General features: G+C 65.6%; 15 protein-coding genes. 8 read left to right on the forward strand and 7 right to left on the reverse strand.

Annotation, left to right across the window (positions count from 1 at the left end; all coding sequences use genetic code 11):
- Positions 1-12: 12 nt before the first annotated feature.
- From ACTUWL_RS02680 to epsC, 4 genes are read left to right on the forward strand one after another with little or no spacing between them, the layout of a single operon-like run.
- Positions 13-1014 (forward strand): NrtA/SsuA/CpmA family ABC transporter substrate-binding protein, encoded by a 1002-nt coding sequence (locus ACTUWL_RS02680; RefSeq protein WP_021082368.1) that lies wholly within the window; start codon positions 13-15, stop codon positions 1012-1014.
- A 37-nt stretch (positions 1015-1051) separates the two neighbouring features.
- Positions 1052-2281, forward strand: coding sequence for an acyl-CoA dehydrogenase family protein (locus ACTUWL_RS02685; protein ID WP_021082369.1), 1230 nt, complete (start codon positions 1052-1054; stop codon positions 2279-2281).
- 36 nt (positions 2282-2317) lie between these two features.
- Positions 2318-2890 carry a flavin reductase family protein gene (locus tag ACTUWL_RS02690; RefSeq protein ID WP_021082370.1) on the forward strand — a complete coding sequence of 191 codons (573 nt, stop codon included), beginning with the start codon at positions 2318-2320 and terminating at the stop codon, positions 2888-2890.
- Between the two features lie 17 nt (positions 2891-2907).
- Positions 2908-3855 (forward strand): serine O-acetyltransferase EpsC, encoded by a 948-nt coding sequence (epsC, locus tag ACTUWL_RS02695; RefSeq protein ID WP_021082371.1) that lies wholly within the window; start codon positions 2908-2910, stop codon positions 3853-3855.
- 3 nt (positions 3856-3858) lie between these two features.
- Here the strand turns inward: epsC and ACTUWL_RS02700 are convergent, their stop codons facing one another.
- From ACTUWL_RS02700 to ACTUWL_RS02720, 5 genes are all read right to left on the reverse strand, one after another.
- Complete coding sequence (locus ACTUWL_RS02700) at positions 3859-4725, reverse strand: ABC transporter permease (RefSeq protein ID WP_021082372.1); 867 nt, start codon at positions 4723-4725, stop codon at positions 3859-3861.
- Positions 4718-5578 carry an ABC transporter ATP-binding protein gene (locus ACTUWL_RS02705; RefSeq protein WP_021082373.1) on the reverse strand — a complete coding sequence of 287 codons (861 nt, stop codon included), beginning with the start codon at positions 5576-5578 and terminating at the stop codon, positions 4718-4720. The genes ACTUWL_RS02700 and ACTUWL_RS02705 overlap by 8 nt, the downstream gene beginning before the upstream one ends.
- A complete protein-coding gene (locus ACTUWL_RS02710) occupies positions 5575-6630 on the reverse strand; it encodes an ABC transporter substrate-binding protein (RefSeq protein ID WP_021082374.1) in 1056 nt (351 codons plus the stop codon). Before ACTUWL_RS02710 ends, ACTUWL_RS02705 begins: the two co-directional genes overlap by 4 nt.
- A gap of 24 nt (positions 6631-6654) precedes the next feature.
- Positions 6655-7584: a TauD/TfdA dioxygenase family protein gene (locus ACTUWL_RS02715; RefSeq protein WP_021082375.1), complete on the reverse strand. Its 930-nt coding sequence runs from the start codon at positions 7582-7584 to the stop codon at positions 6655-6657.
- Positions 7585-7677: 93 nt separating this feature from the next.
- On the reverse strand, positions 7678-9114 hold the full coding sequence (locus ACTUWL_RS02720) for an FAD-dependent oxidoreductase (protein ID WP_021082376.1): 1437 nt from the start codon (positions 9112-9114) through the stop codon (positions 7678-7680).
- On the opposite strand from ACTUWL_RS02720, the gene ACTUWL_RS02725 reads away from it, so the two are divergent.
- The 4 genes from ACTUWL_RS02725 to ACTUWL_RS02740 all read left to right on the forward strand — a co-directional run bounded on the left by ACTUWL_RS02725 (position 9113) and on the right by ACTUWL_RS02740 (position 12513).
- Positions 9113-9484, forward strand: a complete 372-nt coding sequence (locus tag ACTUWL_RS02725) for a hypothetical protein (protein ID WP_146160368.1) — start codon at positions 9113-9115, stop codon at positions 9482-9484. The genes ACTUWL_RS02720 and ACTUWL_RS02725 overlap by 2 nt on opposite strands.
- Before the next feature lie 18 nt (positions 9485-9502).
- Positions 9503-10327, forward strand: a complete 825-nt coding sequence (locus tag ACTUWL_RS02730) for a class I SAM-dependent methyltransferase (protein WP_021082377.1) — start codon at positions 9503-9505, stop codon at positions 10325-10327.
- Positions 10328-10352: 25 nt separating this feature from the next.
- Positions 10353-11693, forward strand: coding sequence for an LLM class flavin-dependent oxidoreductase (locus ACTUWL_RS02735; protein ID WP_021082378.1), 1341 nt, complete (start codon positions 10353-10355; stop codon positions 11691-11693).
- 313 nt (positions 11694-12006) lie between these two features.
- Entirely contained in the window at positions 12007-12513 is a 507-nt protein-coding gene (locus tag ACTUWL_RS02740) for a MarR family winged helix-turn-helix transcriptional regulator (protein ID WP_021082379.1), read from the forward strand.
- 58 nt (positions 12514-12571) lie between these two features.
- Here ACTUWL_RS02740 and ACTUWL_RS02745 read toward each other — a convergent pair whose 3' ends face one another.
- Together ACTUWL_RS02745 and ACTUWL_RS02750 are read right to left on the reverse strand one after the other, a co-directional pair.
- Positions 12572-13729, reverse strand: coding sequence for an ABC transporter substrate-binding protein (locus tag ACTUWL_RS02745; protein ID WP_021082380.1), 1158 nt, complete (start codon positions 13727-13729; stop codon positions 12572-12574).
- Between the two features lie 57 nt (positions 13730-13786).
- Positions 13787-14569, reverse strand: a complete 783-nt coding sequence (locus ACTUWL_RS02750) for a cyclase family protein (RefSeq protein WP_021082381.1) — start codon at positions 14567-14569, stop codon at positions 13787-13789.
- Between the last annotated feature and the right edge of the window lie 2 nt (positions 14570-14571).

Consider the following 14571-nt stretch of genomic DNA (forward strand, 5'->3'; position numbering starts at 1 on the left):
CGAAGGACAGCTATGTCTCGCTCAATCACAAAGCCTTCCCGCCGCGGTTTCCTCGGCGGTGCCGCGTTCGGCATCGGCGCCCTCGCCGGCTTCAACTTCACGGATGCCGCGCAGTCGGCCACCGGCCGCGTCACCGACACCGTCCGTCTCACCTGGGGCCTCAGCGGCCTTAATTTGATCGCCAAGGAACGCGGCGAGTTCGAGAAGCTCCTTGCCAAGGACGGCATCAAGGTCGAATGGCTGGGTCCGTTCCCCAACCATGCCCCGACATTGCAGGCGGTCACCGGCGGCAGCGCGGATTTCAGCTTCGGCGGCAGCACGACGCCGGCGCTCGCCGCCATCATTGCCGGCTCCCCGCTCGTCTTCACCCAGTTCGTGGTCTACGAGCCACGCACCACCGCGATCATTGCCAGGGACGATTCCGGCATCAACAAGATCGAGGACCTGGTCGGCAAATCGGTTGCGGTGAACCGATCCGGCCTCGGCGAGTTCCTGCTCGTTGCCGCTCTCGAGAAGCACAAGGTCGATCGCGCCGCCGTGAAGTTCGTCTATCTCAATCCGCCGGACGCCGCGCCGGCGCTGGCCTCCGGCAAGGTCGATGCCTGGTCGATGTGGAGCCCCGGCGTCGACATTGCCCGGCTCGAATACAAGGCGCACGACATCTTCCTCGAGGGTCGCGATCTGGATTTCCAGATCGATTACACCTCGTACCTGACCACCAGGAAGTTCGCGACCGAGAACCCCGCGCTGGTGCGCGCCGTCAACGACGCCTTCCGCGCCGAGGGCAAGTGGATTTCCGACAACAGCAAGGCCGCCGAATACATCGCGCAGAAGGCCGGCAAATACAGCGACCAGGTCCGCGACCAGTTCGTCGCGCTGGATCGCAAGTATCGCTACTTCCCGGTCAACGACGAAAAATTCCTGTCCGAGTTGCAGCGGGCGGCCGACTGGCTGGTGGCACGCAAGGTGTTGCCCGAACCGGTCAAGGTCACCGACCATCTCGCGCAGCTCTGATCGAAATCGTCAACCAACGTCGCTTTGGGTGAAACCAATGAACAAACCTGTCCCCGCCGCCGCGCTGGCGTCATCCGACCTGCTTCACAGTCATTCGCCTGACATCGACGCACTGCTCGGCCGCATTGCCGAGGGCGCCGGCGAGCGCGAGCGCGAGCGTGTGCTGCCCTTCGCGGAGGTCGACCTGATCCGCAAGGCGCGGCTCGGCGCGCTGCGGCTTCCGATCGAGGCCGGCGGCGCGGGCGTGTCGATCCGCGCGCTGTTCGAGGTCGTGATCCGCCTCGGCGAGGCCGACGCCAATGTCGCGCACATCCTGCGCAACCATTTCAGCGTGGTGGAACGCCTGGTGCGCCAGCCGAAGAACGACCAGCACCGGCAGTGGCAGAAAGCTGTCGCCGACGGCGCGATCATCGGCCTCGCGGCCACCGAACTCGACACGCCGAAAGTCGGAAACGTCACGCCGAACACGACGCTGACGGCGGATGGCGACGACTATCTGCTCAACGGCACCAAATATTACAGCACCGGCACGCTCTACTCGGACTACGTCCTGGTGCGCACGGCAGATGCCTCAGCCACCAATGCGGCGGTGCTCATTCCCGTCAATCGCGAAGGCATCGAGCTGGTCGACGATTGGGATGGCCTCGGCCAGCGGCTGACCGCGACCGGCACCAGCCATTTCCGCAATGTGCGCGTCAAGCGCCAGGAGGTGGTGTTCGATGCGCCCGACGCCGGCTACGGCATCCCCTACTCGAACACGTTCGCGCAGTTGTTCCTGACCGCCATCAATGCCGGCATTTCGCGCGCGATCCTGCGTGACGCCGCGGCGCTGGTGCGCTCCCGCAAGCGGACCTTCTACTACGCACCGAGCGAAACGCCGGTCGACGACCCGCTGCTGCAACAAACCGTCGGCCAGATCGCGAGCGGCGCGTTCGCGGCCGAAACCGTCGTGCTGGCGGCGGCGGAAGCGCTCGACGTCGCGACCGATGCGTTCGACGCCGGCGATGCCAATGCCGGCGATGCCGCCCACCGGGCGGCACTGCTGTCCGCCAAGGCCAAGATCGTCGCGGACGAATTCGCGATCCGGAGCGGCAGCCTGCTGTTCGATGTCGGCGGCGCCTCGGCCACCAAGAAGGCGACCAATTTCGACCGACATTGGCGCAACGCACGCACGCTCGCCTCGCACAATCCGAACACTTTCAAGGCCCGCTCGATCGGCCAATTCGAGATCAGCGGCACGCCACTGCCGGCGAAGGGCTTCTTCTGAACGACTGTCCGGTGCAGCGAGAAAGGGAGAAACCTGATGAGCAAGCCGGATATCCATCTCGTCGACGCCGATGACGAGATCGAGCGCCAGTTCCGTCTGATCATGCGCCGCCTTGCCGGCGGCGTTTGCATCATCACCGCCGGCCTCGGCGAAGACATCACGGGCATGACCGTCACCTCGCTGACCTCGCTCAGCGCGGCGCCGCCACGGCTGTTGGTGAGCATCAACCGCCAGGCGTCGTCCTTTGCCCCGATCGCGCGTCACCGGCTGTTCGGCGTCAATATCCTGGGCTCCGACCAGCAGGTGCTGGCGGAGCGCTTCAGCAACGGCCGGCTGACGGGCCGGGAGCGCTTCGAAGGCATCGACTGGAGTCATGGCTCGTCGGGCGTGCCGCTGCTCAGCCGCTCTCTGGCGATGGTCGAATGCCAGGTCGAAGAGATCATCGAGCGGCATTCCCATGGCATCATCGTGGGCCGCCTCGCCAGCATGGAGCTGTCGCACCGGCTGTCCGGGCTCACCTACTGGAACGGACAGTACGTCCAGATCGATCACGAAGCCGATCTCGATCTTCTGGCCGAGGTCAGCATTCCCCTGGCGCATGTCCGATAGGACAAGGAGAGCTCACCATGAAGCGCGAAACCCCTCCGCAGTCCCCACTCTCACCGATCGGTGCGGCAGGAACGCCACCGGGCCGCTGGCAGCTCGACCGCATCGTGGCCGAGTTGCGGGTCTCCAGGGAACAGACCCACAGCATCCGGCAAGACGGCGAGGCACGGCGCGCGCCATCGCGCGATACGCTCGAGGCGATCCTCGACGGTCTCACCGAAGCTCTGTTTCCGCGGCATTACGGCCAATCGGACCTCGACGGCGAGAACATCGACTATTTCGTCGGCAACAAGTTGAGCATCGCGCTGGATTCGCTCAGCGCGGAGATCCATCGCGGTGCGCTGTTCGTCGGCGACGAGCTCGAACCGGGTTTCGAACGCGAGGAGGCCGTCGAGCTGACGCGTGCCTTTGCATCGCAACTGCCTGATGTCCGAGGGCTTCTGATCAACGATCTGCGCGCGGCCTTCGTCGGTGATCCTGCCGCACGGAACTTTCCGGAGATCCTGATCGGCTATCCCGGCATGACCGCGGTCATCCACCATCGCCTGGCACATCTGCTGTATCGCCTCGGGGCACGGCTGATCGCCCGCCTGATGTCGGAGATCGCCCATGCGCGAACCGGGATCGACATCCATCCGGGCGCCAGCGTCGGCTCCGGCTTCTTCATCGATCACGGCACCGGGGTCGTGATCGGGGAAACCGCCATCATCGGCAACAATGTCCGCATCTATCAGGCCGTCACCCTCGGCGCGCGGCATTTTCCAACCGACGACGAAGGCAGCGTCATCAAGGGTGACGCCCGCCATCCGATCGTGGAGGATGACGTCGTCATCTACGCCGGCGCCACCATCCTCGGCCGCATCACGATCGGCCGGGGCTCCACCATCGGCGGCAATGTCTGGCTGACCAAGGACGTGCCACCGAACAGCGTGGTCACCCAGGCCACCGTCCGCAATAGGCCGGGCTGACGCTTACGCCGCGGGCTTCCACCGCATGAAGCGCCGTTCCAGCGCCTCGAGCACGGCGTTGAACACGAGGCCGATCACGGTGATCCCGAGGATGCCGAAATACATCTGCGGGATCAGGAAGCTGTATTGGCTGTTGATGATGAGATAGCCGAGGCCGGCCTTGGCGCCGACCATTTCGGACGCGACAAGGACGAGCATCGCCGAAGCGCTGGCGAGGCGGATGCCGACGAAGATGGTGGGCAGCGCCGCCGGCAGGATCACCTTGCGGAACAGCTGCTGCGGAGACGCGCCCATCGTTCGCGCCGACTTGATCAGGAGCGGATCGACCTGCTTCACCGCCGCGATGGTGTTGAGCAGCAGCGGCCAGGCGCAGCTGTAGATCACCATCGTGATCTTGGAGAGCTCGCCGATCCCGAGCAGCAGAATGAACACCGGCAGCAGTGCCAGCGGCGCGGTGTTGCGGCAGATCTCGATGAACTGGTTCAGCAGATCGCCGAGGCGGGTGTACCAGCCGACCGCAAGGCCAAGCGGCACGATCAAGACAACCGAGATCAGAAACCCGCCCAGGGCACGGAGCAGGCTGGCCGATACGTCGTCATAGAGCTCGCCGGTCTGCGCGAGCTGCCAGCCGGCAGAGATCACCTCCGAGAACGGCGGCAGGAATACCGGATCGATCAGGGCGAGCCTCGGCGCCGCCTCCCACAGCGCGAGCAGCATGACCAGCAGCAATGAGCGGCGGCCAAGGCCGGCCGATTTCCGTAGCACGGTGCGGAGGCCCTTCACGACCGGTGCCCGTCTCCGCGCAGCGGACAGCGGCTCGCCGCGCCCGCGCGCCGGTCCGAGCAACGGCGAGATCTCAAGGCTAGACATGGGCAACCTCTTTCACCTCGCGCTCGAGGCGACGCGCGGCGACCCCGCCAGCCAGTTGTTGCGCCTTCTGCACCTCTTCGCGGAGCAGGCTCCAGACTTCGTGCCGCACCTCACCGAATTCCGGCAACGCCCTGACGTCTTCGGCCTCGCTGCGCAGCACCTCGGGAATGTCGATGACCTGCTTGATCCGGCCCGGGCGCGACGTCATCACCGCGACCCGCTGGCCGAGCACGACGGCTTCGTCGATGCCGTGGGTGATGAAGACGATGGTCTTGCCGGTCGCGCGCCAGATCCGCAGCAGTTCGCCCTGCAGCGTCTCGCGGGTCTGGGCGTCTAGTGCCGCGAACGGCTCGTCCATCAGCAGCACTTCCGGATCGTAGGCGAGGCTGCGTGCGATCGCGACGCGCTGCTTCATGCCGCCGGAGAGCTCGTGCGGATAGCGGTCGGCAAAGCCGGACAGGCCGACGAGGTCGAGAAAATGCTCCGCAATCTCGTGCCGCTGCCTGGCCTTGAGGCCCGCGATGTCGAGCCCGAACTCGACGTTCTGCGCAGCGGTGCGCCAGGGGAACAGCGCATATTGCTGGAACACGATGCCGCGATCGCGGCCGGGCCCCGTAATCGGGCGGCCGTCGAGCTGGATGCGGCCGCTGGTCGGTGTCGTCAGGCCGCCGAGCAGATCGAGCAAGGTCGATTTTCCGCAGCCGCTCGGGCCGACCAGGGCCAGGAATTCGCCGGAACGAACGTCGAGCGTGATGTCTTCCAGCGCGGTGAAGCGGCCCGCGGGGCGACCGCCCTCACCGCGCGTCACGAACTCCTTGCGGACCTGCTCGAAGCGGATCTTGACCGCGCTCATCGTGCCTCCGCCGTCTTGCCGGGACGGTAATAGTTGAACTCGTTGGTGTAGGTGTCCGAGGCCTTGATCTGCCCCGGCTTGAGCAGACCGTCCTTGACCAGCCAGTCGATCCAGACCTGCAGTTCGGCATCCGAGATCACCCCGCCCTTAGACGCGACGCCGGTGCTCTTCCAGTACTTGATCGAGGAGGCATCCTCGTTGCGCTTGCGCTCCGCGATGATCCTCTCGAAGCGCGCCCGCACCTGCTCCGGCGGCGTGGTCTGCGCCCACTCAATGGCGCGCGAGATGCCCTCGACCAGTTTCCGCGCGGCATTGGGGTTGTCTTTGATGAACCTGTCCCGCAGCACATACGCGCCGCCGGTGAACTGGCCGAACAGGTCGGTATCGTTGAACAGCGAACGGATCCCGCCGCGTTCCAGCGCCTTGTCGCGCAGCACGCCGCTGAGCGCGCTGACCTCGACCTGGCCCTGCCGCAATGCCTGCTCGCCGGAAACCGGCGGAATCGCGACCAGCGTGACCTGCTTCGCCTCGCCGGCGCTGAGCCCGTTGCGCGCGAGATATTCGCGCAGCACGAATTCGAGATGGGCGCCGAGCGTGTTCACGGCGACCTTCTTGCCGATCAGGTCGCGCGCGCCCTTGATCGGGCTGTCGTCCTTCACGAAGTAGGCGTAATAGGTGTTGGCGTCGGAGCCGTAGTAGCCGACCACCGCCTTGATCGGCGCTTTCGCCGCGATCAGCTTGAGGATGGCGCCATAGAAGGCGCCGCCGATGTCGGTATCGCCGGTGACAACGGTCTGGATGTCCTGCGGACCGCTGATGGTGTTGCCGACCCATTTCAGCTTGAGCGGCGCAAGATAGCCGAGGTCTTCCGCGAGCTCGGTGAACGTCACCTGCCCGGCCCAGCCCTGATAGCGGATCTCGGTCTTCTCGAGCGGCGGCTCGGCGAGGGCCGGCGCTGCGAGGCCCACTGCGAAGGCGCCTGCGAGCAGGAGCCGCGCAACCCGGCGCGCGGCGGCGCGCCGCGCGCGAACAAATCGAATGATGGCGTTCATCTGCTGCTCCAATCGATGAGATGCTCAGGCGGCTTTCGCGGCCTGCGGCTTCGACGACTTGATGCGGGTCACGCTGCGACGGCCGTCGACGCTGAGCGGCACGTCGCCATCGATGGTGGCGCGGCGGACCACGCGATGCTGATCGCCGTAGTCATTGACTGCGTAGTGCTGCGTCGCGCGGTTGTCCCAGATCGCGACGTCCCCGGTCTGCCAGTTCCAGCGCACGGTGTTCTCGGGTGCGGTAATGTGCGACTGGAATAGATCGAACAGCTTCTGGCCGTCATATTTCGGCAGGCCGACGAACCGCTGCACGAAATTGCCGAGCACGAGCGTACGCTCGCCGGTCTCGGGATGGACCCGCACCACCGGATGCTCGGTCTCGTAGATCGTGCCGGTGAACACCTCGTCGAAATGCTTCCTGTCCGCCTCGGTGGCACGCGACTTGACGGCATAATCATAGGCATTGCTGTGCACCGCCCAGAGCTCGTCGGCGAGCTTGCGCAGCGGCGCCGGCAGGTCCAGATAGGCCGCTGCCGTGTTCGACCACACGGTGTCGCCGCCATAGGGCGGGATCACGACGCCGCGCAGCACCGAGATTTTCGGATAGGCGTCAACGAACGTCACATCGGTGTGCCACTGGTCGGCGCGGCCGCCGCCACGACCCGAATCCAGTTCCAGGATTGACGACGTACCGTTGATCGCGCCGACCGTCGGATGCGGCACGAGCTTGCCGAGCCGCACCGCAAAGCGCTCCTGCTCCGCGTCGTCGAGGTGGCCTTGATCCCGGAAGAAAATCACCTTGTGCTCGAGCAGCACCTGGTTGATCGCGCGGACGACCTCGTCGGACAAATCGCCCGACAGCCTGATGTTCTTGATCTCGGCGCCAAGCCGGGCCGCCCGCTTGATGATGTCGGCGCGCGGAATGGCGTTGTCGATGGTCGTGGTGCTGCTCATGATCCCGTTCTCACCTTGCGATCCCCAGAACAAAGCTCCGCCGTGCGCCGGTCGCGGGAGCGACGGCGGAGACTGATGACGCTGTCGTGCGTCTTACTCGGCCGCGACGTGCTCCGGCGGCCGCCAGACCGCCGACGCATAGAGCTCCGGCGCGAAATCCTCGGCTATCGTTCCGCTGATGCGGGCTTCATGGGAGGCGAGATCCGCCAGGAACAGATCGCGGCTGATGCGGGCAACGATCGCCGGAATATCGCGCTTGAAGCTCGGCACATCGCCAACCGGGAGGCCGAAGCTGACGAACGCCGCCGGATTGAAGACGTGGATATCCCTGAGGTACGGCGCGCGCCCCGGCACCTTCTCCAGATATTCATGCCCGGACCCGAGATAGGGATAGGCCGCCAGCGTCTCGTCGCGCTGGTCCGCGGGCGGCGCAAAACGATCGCGCCACAACAGGATGTCGTCGGCGAAGTCGCGCAGCTCGGCTTGCGCGCCGAGGCTCACCGCATAGCCGGTGCCCGCGATCGCAAAGTCGAAGCCGAATTCACCATGCGGCGTTTCCGCGACCGGACGTACGCCCTGCAATCGTGCCGAGGTCCAGGGCGCCCCGAGGTGCAGATGGAAATTAGGGAAGGACACCGCGCGCGAGATCGCATCCGGCGGCGGGGTCGAGCCGGCTTGCCGGAACCGGATCGCCTGGTGCCAGCGCACGGCGTCCGGCAGCGCGCCGTAATTGTCATAGGCACCTGGGTAGCCGCGGATCCGGATCACCGGCAATGAGGCCAAGGTCTCGCGCCGCGCGAACAGATGCACATCCCTCGCGCCTGCCTCGAGCGCAACCGCCGCCGCATCGAACGCCGATGCGGCGCTGCCGATCACGGCGATGGAGCGGCCGCGCAGGCTCCTGAAGTCGATCGCCTCGGAAGTATGCGCGTAGAACCGTTTCGGCAGCTCTTGGAGGACCTCCGGCACGGACGCGCCGCCGCTACCGGCGAAGCCGGTCGCGAGCACCAGCTTCCGCGTGCTCTCGATCACAGCCGCCCCGTTCCGCTCCAGGTGCAGTCGCAAATGCCCGTCCGCCGGTTCGATGCGAACCAGCCGCGTGCCGTAGCGAACCGCACCACCGGTAACCTTGCGGTACCAGTCGAGATAGGCCGCCCAATCGAGCCGCGGGATGCGATCGAGCGCGTCATAGGCGGCCGCTCCATGGCGCGCTTCGTACCAGGCCTGGAAGCCGAGCCCCGGCAAGCCGAGCTCCGGTCCCGGCAACGACTTCGGCGTCCGCAGCTTGTGCATGCGCGCGCTGGTCAGCCAGACGCCTGCTTTGGTGCCGTCCGCCGCGGCATCGATCACCGAAACCTTGCCGATCCCGGCGCGCCGAAGCGCAAAGGCAAAGGCGGAGCCGGATTGCCCGCCGCCAACCACGACCACGTTGTGATCGATCCCCTCGCGCTCGGGTACCCAGTTTTGCGGATCGGGACCGATCAGGCGAAGCGCCTCGCGGGCAACGCTGTCGGGATCGGATTGCGGCATGGTGCAGAACCTCGCTTTGACGTTGCAAATCGTAAAAGCGATCGAGGTTCAGTCAATGAAAGGAATCCAGCTTTGTTTTCGACGGCGAGCAATGTTCGCTTCGTCCGCGACGCGCCTGCGGGAATATTTGCGACGATCGCGATCCGGTCGATCGTCTCGCGCGCTTTGCAACGCGCAAAATCGAGCAATCGACGTGCGTAGCGGCCTCACGCCGCCGCTTTCGCCGTCATTGCGAGCGCACTCGTCTCCGATCGGCGATCTCCTCGTAAGGTTCATGCTCGGCGTTCGCGCAACAACGCAAATTCATTTCACAGGCGCCGACGTAGAGTCCGCGGCAACGCTCGCGCCGAATGTCGGCGCTTTGCCGTGAAGCAAATGGACGGATCGAATGCCGCAATCCGCAGGCGCCATCAGCCTTGAGCACGACACACCGGAGCTCGCCCGCTCCTATGATGAAGCTGGATTGGTTCAGTTCCGTCACGGCAAGTTCCTGATCGGGCCGCTGGCGATCCGGTCCGGCGAGCATGTGCTCGACATCGGAACCGGCACCGGGCGGCTCGCGGAATTCGTCGCCGGACTGGTCGGCCCGGACGGCCGCGTGATCGGCATCGATCCGCTTGCCGGCCGTATCGAGATCGCTCGGCTGCGGCAGGCCGACAATCTCCAGTTCGACACCGGCCGTGCGGAGGAACTCTCACGCTTCGCTGACGCCCAGTTCGACGCGGTCTATCTCAACAGCGTGTTTCACTGGATTGCCGACAAAGACGCCGCCCTGCAGGAAATCCATCGCGTGCTGAAGCCGGGCGGCCGCCTTGGACTGAACGTGCAGGATCCATCCCGGCCGCATCAATCCCGCGTGCTGCTCAGCCAGGCCATCGCCGAAGCAGGTCTTGGCGATCGCCGTCAGGATTCCAACCCCGTGCTCGGATCGACCGACGAGGAGCTCAGCGCGCTGTTCGCGGCCAACGGCTTCACTGACTACCGCAGCGAACTGCGCGCGCTGGTCGACATCCATGACAATGCCGACTCGCTGCTGCGCTGGTCGGAAGCAAGCGCCTTCGGAAACTTTCTCGAAGCCTTCTCTCCGGCCGAACGCAGCTTGGTGCGGCAGGCGTTCGCCCGGCTTGTCGAGGACAAGCGTACACCGGAAGGCCTGTCGCTCGAGCGCTACCTTCGCTTCGCGTTCGTGCGCAAGGCGCCGACCGCCAACTGACCGATCATCCCCCGCGAGTGCCGCCATGAGCAAACGACAGCTTTCTCTCAACTTCTTCATCTATCCGGACGGCCACCACGAGGCGGCCTGGCGGTACAAGGCCTCGACCCCAAGCCGCCTGCTCGACGTCACCTATTATCAGGAGCTCGCGCAACGCGCCGAGGCGCACAAGTTCGACGCGGTGTTCTTCGCCGACGGCCCGGCACTGGCCGAGAATGTCCGGCACGCCGCGCGGTTCCGGCTCGAGCCGATCACCCTGCTCACCGCGATCGCATCCGCCACCAAGCGCATCGGCCTGATCGCGACGGCATCGACGACCTATACCGAACCCTACAATCTGGCGCGCCTGTTCGCCTCGCTGGATCACCTCAGCCGCGGCCGCGCCGGCTGGAACATCGTCACGACGAGCTCGCCGCAGGCAGCGCAGAATTTCGGGCTGCCCGAACATCCGCCGCATCACGAGCGTTACGAGCGGGCGCGCGAATATCTCGACGTCATCACGCGGCTGTGGGACAGCTGGGAAGACGATGCGCTGGTCAATGATCCCGCGTCCGGCGTCTTCGCCGACACCGCCAGGATCCATGCCATCAACCACGTCGGAAAGCACTTTCGCGTCCGCGGCCCGCTCAACGTTTCGCGAACGCCGCAGGGACGACCGGTCTATGTGCAAGCCGGCTCGTCCGACGACGGCCGCGCCTTCGCGGCGCGCTTTGCGGAAGCGATCTTCACCGCCCACCAGACCCTGTCGAGCGCGCAGGAGTTCTACACCGACATCAAGCGTCAGGCCCGTGCATTCGACCGTGGTCGCGATCAGATCAAGATCCTGCCCGGCATCAGCCCGTTCATCGCCAGTTCACAGCTCGAGGCAGATCGGCTGCAGGACGAGTTCAACGAACTGATCCAGCCGGAATATTCGCTGGCCCAGCTTCGCCAGATGATTGGCCTCGATCTCTCCGGTTTCGACCTCGACGGCCCCTTCCCCCGCCATCTGATCGACACCGACAGCGCCCGCGGCGTCGCCAGCCGGTTCAAGCTGGTGGTCGATATCGTCGATCGCGAGAAGCCGACGATTCGCCAGCTGGTGCAGCGCCTCGCCGGCGCGCGCGGCCATTGGGTGATCGCGGGCCCGCCGGAGAAGATCGCCGACAACATCCAGACCTGGTTCGAGAACGGCGCGGCCGACGGCTTCAATGTCATGCCGCCCTGGCTACCCGGCGGCTTCGATCTCTTCGCCGAGCAGGTCGTGCCGATCCTGCGCAAGCGGGGCCTGTTCCGCCACGACTACGAGGGCACGACGCTGCGCGACCATTACGGCTTGACCCGACCGGCGAGCCTTTACTCCAACGCCATCCAGGCGATCGCCTGATCGCGTCCCCTGAGCCGCCCGCGCCGCGGGCGGCGATCATCTCCGCGCCGGGTCCAGCACCCGGCGTCGTAGACAGCGACATTCGCCTTTTATTTTAAACATAAAACATCCGTACCTGCCGGAGATCGCCGGAGCATTCATCGGAATATTGCGGAGATTGCCTTCCGGCACGAAACCCGCCGCAAAATCCCTACACCCCGACGCCGATCCGTGCCCCCTGAACGAGCCTTGAATTTACTTTTGGCACGAACTATCTTCCGGGCGTCATCGAGACCGTCACCTTCAACGGGCCGGGTGCTGCAGGAGATTTGATTTGGCAGTCGCGAAGGAGTCCCCGCCTGTTTCACCCAGGAACGGAGGTGATCAGGAGGCCGAGTACAGGGCTCAGACACGGCTTTGGCTTCGGCTGCTCGCCTGCACGACCCTGATCGAGGGCGAGCTGCGGCGCCGGTTCCGCGAGGAATTCGACTTCACGATGCCGCGCTTCGACGTCCTGGCCCAGCTTGACCGCGAGCCGAGCGGATTGGTGCTGGGAGAGCTGCCGAAGCGGCTGATGGTCTCTGCGGGAAACCTGACGCCGATCGTTGATCGGCTGGTCGAGGACGGCTTCATCACCCGCACGCCTTCAAACCTCGACCGGCGCGTGCAGATCGTTTGCATGACCGTCGAAGGCCGCAAAGCCTTCAGGCGCATGGCCAAGAGCCATGGCTCGTGGCTGGCCGAGCTGCTGGCAAGGGTTCCGGCCGACCGGCTCGATGGCCTGACCCGCGAGCTCGACGAGCTCAAGGGCGCCGTCAGGGACGCGATGCAGAAGCCGTAAGCCGGCACTGTAATTCACACCACAGCCGAACGCCCTCCGACACACTCCCGCAGTTCAATCAGGGCAGCAGCCTGTACTTTCCGTCCTCGATCTGAACCAGGATCCGCGCGCGAGCATCGACGCCGTGTCGATCCGCCGGCGTGTAAGTGTAGACGCCCTGCGTCCCGGCCAGCTCCTTGGTGGTGAACAGCGCCTGGCGAAGCGCGGCGCGGAATTCCGACGAGCCCGGCTTGGCGCCCGTTGCCATCGCGCGCTTGGCCGCATCGACGAACACCAGCCAGCCGTCGAAGGCATAGGACGAGAACGAGTCGGTCGGCGCCTCGCCATTCGCCTTCTCGAAGGCGGTGCGGAAATCCAGCGCAACCTTCTGGATCGGATTGCCGGCCGGAAGCTGCTCCGCCGCGGTCACCGGCCCGGTCGGGCAGATGATTCCGTTGGCGGCCTTGCCGGCGAGCCGCAGGAAGTCGGCGCTGATGAGCCCGTGGTTGCCGTAGAGCGGCCCCTTGTATCCGCGTTCGGACAGAGCGATCACCGGCAAGGCACCCGGCGTGCCCGTGCCGCCGAGCATGATGGCGTCGGGCCGCGCCGCCAACGCGCGCAGCACCTGGGCGGTCACCGACGAATCCGACCGGGCGTAGCGCTCGTTGGCGATGACCTTGATGTCGGCCGCCTTGGCGCTTTGCGACAGCGAGTCGTACATCAGGTCGCCGAAGGCGTCGGAGAAGCCGATGAACGCAACGGTCTTCAACCCCCGCGCCTTCATGTGATCGACGATGCCCTGGACCAGAAGCGGCGTCGGTTGTGGCGTCTGCACCACCCAGGGCCCGCCTTCGCCTGATGGCACCGGCGCGATCGGCGACACGGCGATCATCGGAATCTTCAGCTCGATCGCGGCGGTCGCCATCGCCAGCGTCTGCGGCGCGCCGGACGTGCCGATCAGGATGTCGACCTTCTCCTGTTCGACGAGCTTGCGCGCGTTGCGCGCCGACGCCGTGGGATCGGAGGCGTCGTCGAGCTGAATGACGCGGAGCTTCTCACCGCCGACTTCGCCGACATAGGCCTCGCCGGCCGCGATCCCCTTTGCATTGGGAATCCCGATCGACGACACCGGCCCGCTCAGGCCGGTGACGAAGCCGACGAGGATCTCGGCCTGCCCGGCCTGCGGAACGGCGACAAGCAACGCGGCCAAGGCCAGCAGGGTCTTCATCGAGATCATGGCACCTGTCCTTCTTGATTTGCGTTTCTTGTTTCGGGCAAGCGCCATCCGCTCGCTTCAGCTCGCGGAAACCAATGCGATCACGCGCAGCGGGCTGCCGGAGCCGTTCTGGATCTTCAGGGGCGACGCCACGATGACGGCACCGGTGGGAGGAAGCTGATCGAGGTTGCAGAGGCACTGCAGGCCATACCGGCCGGCGCCATGCAGGAAGTGATGCGCCGGATAAGGCGGCTCGAAATGGCCGGCCTGCCCTGCGTCGGTACCGATCGTCTCGGTGCCGAAGCCGATGATGCCGCGCTCCTCCACCAACCATTTCATGACGGCCGGATTCGGCCCCGGCGTGTGTGCGCCGTCATCCCTGAGGTTGGCGTAGTCGCGCCAGCCCTTCTTCGACCAGTCGGTCCGCAACAGCACCCAGTGCCGCGCGGGAATCCGTCCGTGCTTCGCCTCCCAGGCCTCGACGAGCGGCACGGTGAGCAGGAAATCCGGATCCTGCGCCGCGCCCGCCGAGCAGTCGATCACGCAAGCCGGCGCGATCATGTCCTTGGCAGGCATCGTGTCGACCGAATTGTTCGGCAGGTCCTTCCCGGTGAACCAGTGGATCGGCGCGTCGAAATGCGTGCCGGTGTGCTCGCCGAACGTCACATTGTTCCAGTACCAGGCCGGACCGCGACCGTCATAGCGCGATATCTCCTGGATCCGGACCGGAGCCGCCTGGCCAAATTCCGGCGGCAGAACAATGACCGGGAAATCCGGACTGAGCGTGAAGGTCAGATCGACGACCCGCACCGCGCCTGACGAAATCGCACCTGCGAGCTCCAGGAGATTCTTGCCTTGCATTG

It is taken from the genome of Bradyrhizobium sp. WCU1, from assembly GCF_053474805.1.

Excerpts from the sequence above, each read along its gene's own strand:
- ACTUWL_RS02750 (WP_021082381.1), bottom strand. The coding sequence starts at position 14,569 with ATGCAAGGCAAGAATCTCCTGGAGCTCGCAGGTGCGATTTCGTCAGGC.
- ACTUWL_RS02700 (WP_021082372.1), bottom strand. The coding sequence starts at position 4,725 with ATGTCTAGCCTTGAGATCTCGCCGTTGCTCGGACCGGCGCGCGGGCGC.
- ACTUWL_RS02745 (WP_021082380.1), bottom strand. The coding sequence starts at position 13,729 with ATGATCTCGATGAAGACCCTGCTGGCCTTGGCCGCGTTGCTTGTCGCC.
- ACTUWL_RS02690 (WP_021082370.1), top strand. The coding sequence starts at position 2,318 with ATGAGCAAGCCGGATATCCATCTCGTCGACGCCGATGACGAGATCGAG.
- ACTUWL_RS02705 (WP_021082373.1), bottom strand. The coding sequence starts at position 5,578 with ATGAGCGCGGTCAAGATCCGCTTCGAGCAGGTCCGCAAGGAGTTCGTG.
- ACTUWL_RS02685 (WP_021082369.1), top strand. The coding sequence starts at position 1,052 with ATGAACAAACCTGTCCCCGCCGCCGCGCTGGCGTCATCCGACCTGCTT.
- ACTUWL_RS02720 (WP_021082376.1), bottom strand. The coding sequence starts at position 9,114 with ATGCCGCAATCCGATCCCGACAGCGTTGCCCGCGAGGCGCTTCGCCTG.
- epsC (WP_021082371.1), top strand. The coding sequence starts at position 2,908 with ATGAAGCGCGAAACCCCTCCGCAGTCCCCACTCTCACCGATCGGTGCG.
- ACTUWL_RS02715 (WP_021082375.1), bottom strand. The coding sequence starts at position 7,584 with ATGAGCAGCACCACGACCATCGACAACGCCATTCCGCGCGCCGACATC.
- ACTUWL_RS02730 (WP_021082377.1), top strand. The coding sequence starts at position 9,503 with ATGCCGCAATCCGCAGGCGCCATCAGCCTTGAGCACGACACACCGGAG.
- ACTUWL_RS02725 (WP_146160368.1), top strand. The coding sequence starts at position 9,113 with ATGGTGCAGAACCTCGCTTTGACGTTGCAAATCGTAAAAGCGATCGAG.
- ACTUWL_RS02710 (WP_021082374.1), bottom strand. The coding sequence starts at position 6,630 with ATGAACGCCATCATTCGATTTGTTCGCGCGCGGCGCGCCGCCGCGCGC.
- ACTUWL_RS02735 (WP_021082378.1), top strand. The coding sequence starts at position 10,353 with ATGAGCAAACGACAGCTTTCTCTCAACTTCTTCATCTATCCGGACGGC.
- ACTUWL_RS02680 (WP_021082368.1), top strand. The coding sequence starts at position 13 with ATGTCTCGCTCAATCACAAAGCCTTCCCGCCGCGGTTTCCTCGGCGGT.